General features: G+C 73.6%; 8 protein-coding genes. 1 reads left to right on the forward strand and 7 read right to left on the reverse strand.

Going from position 1 to position 7,954, the window contains the following annotated elements:
* Positions 1–181 precede the first annotated feature (181 nt).
* From ACZ4UB_RS37435 to ACZ4UB_RS37455, 5 genes are all read right to left on the reverse strand, one after another.
* Positions 182–883, reverse strand: a complete 702-nt coding sequence (locus ACZ4UB_RS37435) for a DUF4191 domain-containing protein (RefSeq protein WP_468077429.1) — start codon at positions 881–883, stop codon at positions 182–184.
* Positions 884–893: 10 nt separating this feature from the next.
* The gene (locus ACZ4UB_RS37440; protein WP_214937012.1) at positions 894–1,091 is read right to left on the reverse strand and encodes an SCO2195 family GlnR-regulated protein; all 198 of its coding nucleotides are present in this window, start codon (positions 1,089–1,091) and stop codon (positions 894–896) included.
* 257 nt (positions 1,092–1,348) lie between these two features.
* The gene (gene lipA, locus ACZ4UB_RS37445) at positions 1,349–2,296 is read right to left on the reverse strand and encodes a lipoyl synthase (protein WP_354383472.1); all 948 of its coding nucleotides are present in this window, start codon (positions 2,294–2,296) and stop codon (positions 1,349–1,351) included.
* 153 nt (positions 2,297–2,449) lie between these two features.
* Positions 2,450–3,247, reverse strand: a complete 798-nt coding sequence (gene lipB / locus ACZ4UB_RS37450; protein ID WP_354383473.1) for a lipoyl(octanoyl) transferase LipB — start codon at positions 3,245–3,247, stop codon at positions 2,450–2,452.
* Positions 3,248–3,355: 108 nt separating this feature from the next.
* Positions 3,356–3,622 carry a hypothetical protein gene (locus ACZ4UB_RS37455; protein ID WP_468077431.1) on the reverse strand — a complete coding sequence of 89 codons (267 nt, stop codon included), beginning with the start codon at positions 3,620–3,622 and terminating at the stop codon, positions 3,356–3,358.
* A 172-nt stretch (positions 3,623–3,794) separates the two neighbouring features.
* Between ACZ4UB_RS37455 and ACZ4UB_RS37460 the strand changes: the two genes are divergently transcribed.
* Positions 3,795–5,234, forward strand: a complete 1,440-nt coding sequence (locus ACZ4UB_RS37460; RefSeq protein WP_354383475.1) for a regulator — start codon at positions 3,795–3,797, stop codon at positions 5,232–5,234.
* Between the two features lie 78 nt (positions 5,235–5,312).
* Here ACZ4UB_RS37460 and ACZ4UB_RS37465 read toward each other — a convergent pair whose 3' ends face one another.
* Both ACZ4UB_RS37465 and ACZ4UB_RS37470 read right to left on the reverse strand, forming a co-directional pair.
* Complete coding sequence (locus tag ACZ4UB_RS37465) at positions 5,313–6,569, reverse strand: FAD-dependent oxidoreductase (RefSeq protein WP_468077433.1); 1,257 nt, start codon at positions 6,567–6,569, stop codon at positions 5,313–5,315.
* Between the two features lie 210 nt (positions 6,570–6,779).
* Positions 6,780–7,676, reverse strand: coding sequence for a TIGR01777 family oxidoreductase (locus tag ACZ4UB_RS37470; RefSeq protein ID WP_468077435.1), 897 nt, complete (start codon positions 7,674–7,676; stop codon positions 6,780–6,782).
* Between the last annotated feature and the right edge of the window lie 278 nt (positions 7,677–7,954).

Below are 7,954 nucleotides of genomic sequence, written 5' to 3' on the forward strand. Positions count from 1 at the left end.
CGGAATCCCCCGCACAGCCCCCCCCCCCCCCCCCCCCCCCACTCCCCCCCCCCCCCCCCCCCCCCCCACCCCCCCCCCCCCCCCCCCCCCCACCCCCAACAACAACCCCCCCCCCCCCCCCCCCCCCCCCCCCCCCCCCCCCCCCCCCCCCCCCACTTGTATGTCTTGTATGCAATGCGGGTCAGCCGCGCGGCGGCCGCTGACCGCCCCGGGCGCCGCGCCCCGGCAGGGGACCCTTGGGGATGGGCATGTTGCTCATCAGGTCGCCCATGGCGCGCAGCTTGTCGTTCACCTCGGTGATCTGCGGGCCCGCGAGCACGCGCGGCAGCTTGAGCAGCGTCGTGCGCACCTTCTTGAGCGGCACCTCGCCCTCGCCCGTGCCGACGATGATGTCGTGGACCGGAATCTCCGGCATGACGCGCTTCATCTTCTTCTTCTCGGCGGCGAGCAGGCTCTTGACCCGGTTCGGGTTGCCCTCGGCGACCAGCACGACGCCGGCCTTGCCGACCGCGCGGTGCACGATGTCCTGCTGGCGGCTCATCGCGATGGCGGGGGTGGTGGTCCATCCCCGTCCCACGTTGTCCAGGACCGCCGCGGCGGCGCCCGGCTGGCCCTCCATCTGCCCGAAGGCAGCGGCCTCGGCACGCCGGCCGAAGACGATCGCCATCGCCAGGAAGGCGACCAGGAATCCCAGGATGCCCAGATAGACCGGGTAGCCGATCAGGAAGCCGATCCCGAGGACGACACCAAAGGTGACGATTCCCACGCCCGCGACGATGAGACCGACCTTCGAGTCGGCCTTACGGGTCATCTTGTACGTCAGGGCGATCTGCTTCAGTCGCCCGGGGTTCGCAGCAGTCTCTGCGTTTGACTTCCTCGCCATGCAGCGAAGTTTACGTGGCCTGCGGGGTCCGGGTCGCCGCGGCCTCGAGTACGTGCTCGGTTTCGACGCGGTCCTTCGCCCGGCGACGGTCCTCCAGCACCGCCGTCCAGGCGTTGCGACGGGCGCCGCTCATGAGGAGCGACTCGATGCCCCGGAAGGCGTCGGTGAACGACGGGATGGCGATGGCGCGAACGGGCGCGGCCTGCATGTCGATCCCTCTCTGGTGCTCTCGTCGGTGGAGCTTCGCGGGTACTGCGCGTACGGGGTGCGTGCGCGGCGCGTGCGCCGCACGCGCCCGGCGTGTGCGGTGCGTGGAGCCAGCGTCACTGATTGGTGTTACCAGGGCGTGACCGACTGGTCAAACGATGATGAAACATTGACGCGGCCCGCCAGGTGTCTCCCTTGAGGGAGCCTAGGGGCCGCGTCGCCGTGGTGTTACTGCTTAGTAGGACTTTGTGCGCGAATTCACACAGTCGTCCGGTGATCCATCGCCTGCTGGTACAGCCGACCCGCGCGGTACGAGGAACGCACCAGCGGACCCGACATCACACCGGAGAAGCCGATGTCCTCGGCCTCCTTCGCCAGCTCCACGAACTCGGCCGGCTTCACCCAGCGCTCCACGGGGTGGTGCCGCGGCGAGGGCCGCAGGTACTGGGTGATCGTGATGAGTTCGCAACCCGCGGTGTGCAGGTCCTTGAGCGCCTGGGTGACTTCCTCGCGCTCCTCGCCCATGCCGAGGATCAGGTTCGACTTGGTGACCAGGCCGTACTCGCGCGCCTTGGTGATCACCTCGAGCGAGCGCTCGTAGCGGAAGCCGGGGCGGATCCGCTTGAAGATGCGCGGGACCGTCTCGACGTTGTGCGCGAAGACCTCGGGGCGGGAGGCGAAGACCTCTTCCAGCAGCTCCGGCACCGCGTTGAAGTCGGGGGCGAGCAGCTCGACCTTGGTGTGGCCGCCGGCGCGCTCCGCCGTCTGCTGGTGGATCTGGCGCACGGTCTCGGCGTAGAGCCAGGCGCCGCCGTCCGGCAGGTCGTCGCGGGCGACACCGGTGATGGTGGCGTAGTTGAGGTCCATGGTGACCACGGACTCGCCCACGCGGCGCGGCTCGTCACGGTCCAGCGCCTCGGGCTTGCCCGTGTCGATCTGGCAGAAGTCGCAGCGCCGGGTGCACTGGTCGCCACCGATGAGGAAGGTGGCCTCGCGGTCCTCCCAGCATTCGTAGATGTTCGGACAGCCGGCTTCCTGGCACACCGTGTGCAGTCCTTCGCCCTTCACCAGGGCCTGCATCTTGGTGTACTCGGGACCCATCTTCGCCCGGGTCTTGATCCACTCGGGCTTGCGCTCGATGGGCGTCTGGGCGTTACGGACCTCCAGGCGCAGCATCTTGCGTCCGTCGGGTGCGACTGCGGACACGACCGGCTCCCTGTGACTTCGATTCTTCGGCGCCCACCAGGGTACGCCCGTAAATTCATACGTTCTTACGTCGGCCAACCTGCGGGCGGGCGGACGCATTCCCCCGGAGCTCCCCGGGGGCTCCCCCGAGGCTCCCCCAGGGCTTCCCCGGGCCTAGGAGGCCGCGGGCTCGACGACGCGCGGCCGCGGGTCGGCGCCCTCCAGGACGTCCTTCAGGTGGCCCTCGATGACCGGCAGCACCTCGGCGATGGTGATCTCGCGGCCCAGTTCGTACGAGAGCGAGGTCACACCGGCATCGCGGATGCCGCAGGGGACGATCCGGTCGAACCAGGTGTTGTCGGGGTTCACGTTGATCGCGAAGCCGTGCATCGTGACGCCCTTGGCGACGCGGATGCCGATGGCGGCGAGCTTGCGGTCCTCGCGGCGCTGGCCGGCGTTGGACGGCGCGTACTCCGGCCCGTTCAGCCGGGGGTCGAACTCCTCGTCCGCGAGCCTCGGGTCGAAGTCGAGCGACAGCCCGCCGAGCTTGGGGCGGTCCTCGACCGGGTCGCCGAGCACCCAGACGCCGGAGCGGCCCTCGACCCGGGTGGTCTCCAGGCCGAAGTCGGCGGCGGTGCGGATCAGCGCGTCCTCCAGCCGCCGGACGTGGGCGACCACGTCCACCGGGCGGGGCAGCTTCATGATCGGGTAGCCGACGAGCTGGCCGGGGCCGTGCCAGGTGATCTTGCCGCCGCGGTCCACGTCGACCACCGGGGTGCCGTCGAGGGGGCGCTCGCTGTCGGCCGTGCGCCGTCCCGCCGTGTAGACCGGGAGGTGCTCCAGCAGCAGACAGGTGTCCTCGGTCTCGTCCGCGAAGCGTGCGGCGTGGACGCGCCGCTGCTCGTCCCAGGCCTCGGTGTACTCGACGGCATCCGGACCGAAGCCCAGATGGACAAACCGCAGCTCAGCCACCGCAGCGCCTCCTCGTTGAACCCGCTGTGCGTGCATATCGCACCCATATCGCACCCACCCAGCGTACGGCGCCCCCGCCACGGCCCGGCAGGGCCCCCGCACGGGGGCCTAAGCGGGCTCGGGCGGCGGGGCCGGGAGGCGGCGGGGTTGCTTGCGGCCCCGCGGGGGCCGGTCCGGGTCCTCGTCGGCCCGCGGCAGCCGCCGGTGGCCCTCGGAGTGGTCGTTGACCCAGCCGCACACACCGCAGGCGTAGCGCCCGTCGAGCCCGGCGATCAGCGTGCCGCACCGGCGGCATTCGGCCTCGGTGATCTCGGGCGCGGGGAGCGGCGCCGTGGATTCCGGTACGGCGTGCGACTCGTGGGGCCAGCGGGTCATGCCCGCAGCTTATGCGGGGATGCGGGACCCACTCGTAAAGGCCTTGCCCGGTTCTTCGCACGATCGGATGAATGTGGGATAGAAGGGGCGGTCCGGGCAGTGTTCGCCGCTACATTCACGCCGTTCACAGGGCCGGGACACCGGTCCGTCACGTCAGGAGACCGTGGAGCCGATGACGGAACGACCTGCCCAGCGCGTCCCCAACCGGCAGCTCGCGGCACTGATCGCCGAGGCCGGGTTCTCCAATGCCGGGCTCGCCCGCCGCGTGGACCAGCTCGGTCTGGAGCACGGTCTCGATCTGCGGTACGACAAGACCTCGGTCACCCGGTGGCTGCGCGGGCAACAGCCGCGCGGAACCACCCCGGCGCTGATCGCCGAAGTGTTCACGCGGCGGCTCGGGCGGCGGCTCTCGGCACAGGACCTCGGGCTGGACGCCTGCGCCCCGGTCTACGCGGGGCTGGAGTTCGCGGCCACCCCCGAGGAGGCCGTGGACATCGCGAGCGGCCTGTGGCGCAAGGACTCCGGTTCGCACGCCGAACTGCGGAAGATCGCCTTCACCCCGGCCGGACTCGTCGTCCCCAGCCGGGACTGGCTGATCGGCCGGGCCGACGAGCGCGTCGCCCGGGGCGCGGACCCGGACGCCTCGCGGATCCCGGCCCAGGGCCGGTCGACCGTGCCCCGCCAGCGCCAGGTCGACCGGGGCCCCGGTCAACGGGTCACCTCCGGGGACATCGCCGCGCTCAGATCGGTCGGCGAGCTCTTCCGGGCCCTGGACCACGCCTACGGCGGCGGCCATGCCCGCCAGGCCCTGGTGCGCTACCTGGAGCACGAGGCGGAGCCGATGCTGCGCGGCACCTACGGCGAGAACTCCGGGCGGCGGCTCTTCGCGGCCGCAGCCGACCTGACCCGGCTCGCGGGCTGGACCTCGTACGACATCGCGGCCCACGGGTTGGCCCAGCGGTACTTCGTCCAGGCCCTGCGCCTCGCCCAGGCGGCCGGGGACCGGCCCTACGGCGCCTACGTCCTGGTCACCATGAGCCGCCAGGCGGTCTACCTCGGCCACGGGCGGGAGGCCGTACAGCTGGCCCGGGTCGCCCAGCAGGGCGTCGGGTCGGGCCCGCCCCAGGTGGTCCAGGGGCTGCTGCACGCGGCGGAGGCCCGCGGGCACGCGGTACTGGGCGAGGTACGGGCGGCCACCGCCTCCCTCGTACGGGCCGAACGCGCGCTCGGCGCCGCCCGGCCCGGGGACGACGTGCCGCACTGGGCGCGGACCTTCGACGAGGCGGAGCTGGCCGACGAGTTCGGGCACTGCCACCGCGACCTGCAGCAGTACCGGGCCTCGGCCCAGCACGCGGAGCGCTCGCTCCAGCTGCGCGCGCCCGGCTTCGCGCGCTCCCGGCTCTTCTGCCGGGTGGTGCTGGCCACGGCGCGCCTCGGGCTGGGCGAGCTGGACCAGGCGTGCGCCCTGGGCGCGGAGGCGGCGCAGCAGGCGATGGAGATGCGCTCGGTGCGCGCGGTGGAGTACGTACGGGACTTCGAGCGGCGGTTGGAGCCCTACCGGGACGCGGCGGCCGTGCGGACCTACCGGGACCGGGTGGCGTCGCTGTCGTAGCGGGGCGGTGCGCCTCGGGCCCCGGACGCGCCGGGGGCCCGGTCCCCCTCGGGTGACCGGGCCCCGCACTGGGTGGTTTCAGGCAGCCGCCGGTACGACGGGCTCCGCGACCGGCACCGGGATGCCGAAGTCGCGCAGGACGGCGGTGGTGGCGCGGCGCGCCGAGTGCAGGGCGCCCTGCACGGTGTTGGTGTCCCGGTGGTCGCCGCACACGTACAGCCCGGCGAGCAGCCGGACCGTGCGCCGCGTGTCGTACGGCGCGGGCATGGCCGGGACGGCCTCGGGCGTGTGGTGGACGGCCAGCGGCTCCCAGTCCCGGGTGGAGGTCTCGTAGAGCCGGGCGAGACGGGAGGCCACCGTCCGGGCGGGTGGCGGCGGTCCGAGCACGGTGGTGCTGACGAGCGAGCGCCCGGCGGGGGCGCGGCTCGGGTCGACGGCGCTCATCACGGTGGTGTGCGCGAGCGGCCACTTGGGGTCGCCGTCGAGCAGGAGCGAGCCGTCCCAGGGCAGCTCGGCGGTGGTCGCGTGGTGGATGACGGTGATCTCGTGGAATCGGGGCACGCGCAGGCCCGGCAGCAGCTCGGCCGCGGCGCGGGCGCCGGTGGCGAGCAGGACGGAGCGGCAGGCGAAGTCGCCGTGCTCCTCGGTGGTCACCAGGTTGGTGGCCACCGAGCGCACGCGCACGCCGGTGCGCACGGTGCCGGGCGGCAGCCCGGCGGCCAGGAGCGCGGGCAGGGCGGCGGCGCCGCCTTCGGGTACCGCCAGGCGGCCGCGGGCGAAGCGGCGCAGCGCGAGGTCGGCGACCCGGCTGGAGGTGGTGAGCTCCGGGTCGCAGAGCAGGGTGGCGAGCAGGGGTCGCAGGACCCCGGTGACCGTGCGCGGTGGCAGGGTCCGGCTGCGCAGCGCGGCGCGCGCGGTGCGTTCGGGACGGGCGAGGATGCGCTCCTCGGGCAGGGCCGCGAGCCGGCCGAGCGCGGCGCTGAGCCGGGCCTGGTCGAGCGAGCCGCTGGCGAGGGCGCGGGCCGGTGTGAGGGCGCCGGCCCTCAGTTGCTTGCCCTCGCTGTGGACGAGGACGCCGGGTGCGAAGGGCCGCAGGACCAGGCCCTCCAGGCCGGGTGTGCGGGCCAGTTCCGGGTACGAGGTGTTGAGGAGCTGACCGACCCGGTCCAATCGGAATCCGTCGGTCCGCTCGGTGGCCATCCGGCCGCCGGGATCGTCGGCGGCCTCCAGGACGGTGACGCTGACCCCCGCTGCGATCAGATGGTGTGCCGCCGCGAGTCCTGAGACTCCGGCTCCCACGATGACTACGTCTGCACGGTGTGCGCTGCTGAGCACGTGCCCCTCCCCGAGGTCGGCGCGGCTTGTCTGGTCCTCCTTCCCCCAACCAGCTCCAGCAGAACCCGAGTTGGATGCGCTTTTCCGAACGTTTCCGGTTGCATACCGGTCGCACTCCGGACATGCGCGGGTCGCATGCGGGTCACAAACGGTCGCACGCCGCGTGGCGTCCGCCGGCCGGCGCGCCCCCTCGAATGCGCCCCCCGATGCTCAGGAACGCGCCAGCGCCGCCCTGATCGCCTCGTCGATCCCCGGGTGGCGGAAGACGAACCCCGACTCCAACAGCCGCGCGGGCCGCACCCGCTGGCTGCCCAGCACGTCCTCGGAGAACTCGCCCAGCGCGATCCGCATCGCCGCCGCCGGCACGGCGCACACCGTCGGCCGCCGCAGTACGCGCCCCATGGCCGCGGTGATCTCACGGTTGGTCAGGGGCTCCGGAGCGGTGAGGTTCACCGGGCCGGACAGCTCCGGGGTGACGATCAGGTGGCGCAGGGCCGCGATCTCGTCGTGCAGGGAGATGTACGACCAGTACTGGCGGCCGTTGCCGAGGCGGCCGCCGATCCCCGCCCGGAACACCGGGAAGAGCTTGCCCCAGGCGCCGCCCTCGGCCGCGACGACGAGCCCGGTCCGGGCGAAGACGGTCCGCACCCCGGCCGCCGCGGCGGGGGCGGCGGCCGCCTCCCACTCCACGCAGACGGAGGGCAGGAAGCCGGTGCCCGCCGGAGCGCTCTCGTCCACGGCCCGCTGGCCGGTGTCGCCGTAGTAGCCGATGGCGCTGCCGCAGACCAGGACGGAGGGCGGCCGCTCCATCGACGCCACGGCGGTGGCGATCGCGGCGGTGCCGAGCACGCGGCTGTCCCGGATCTCCCGCTTGTACTCCGCCGACCAGCGGTGGTCCCCGACCCCGGCCCCGGCGAGGTGCACGACGGCCTCGCTGCCGGTCAGGGCCGCGGGATCGACGTATCCGCGCCGCGGGTCCCACTCGGCCTCGTCCGGGGCGGTGGGGGTGCGGCGGACTAGGCGGACGATGTCGTGCCCGTCCTTGCGCAGGGAGCGCACGAGCGCCGTTCCAATGAGCCCGGCCGAACCGGTAACCACAATCCGCATCCCCCCATCCTCCCCCCACCAAAGCCAAACCCACCCCCGCCACCCCCAGCCTCGCCGGCGTTTGAGTCGCGGGCCCCGCCACCCTCAGCCTCGCCGGGGCCAAACCCAGCCTCGCCGGCGTTTGAGGCGCGGGTCCGGGCGGAGCCCGGGGCGGCCCGCCAGGGCCGTTGTCCCCTGCGGGGCTGGGGGGGGGGGGGGGGGGGGGGGGGGGGGGGGGGGGGGGGGGGGGGGGGGGGGGGGGGGGGGGGGGGGGGGGGGGGGGGGGGGGGGGGGGGGGG

It is taken from the genome of Streptomyces sp. NPDC028419 (genome assembly GCF_055565515.1).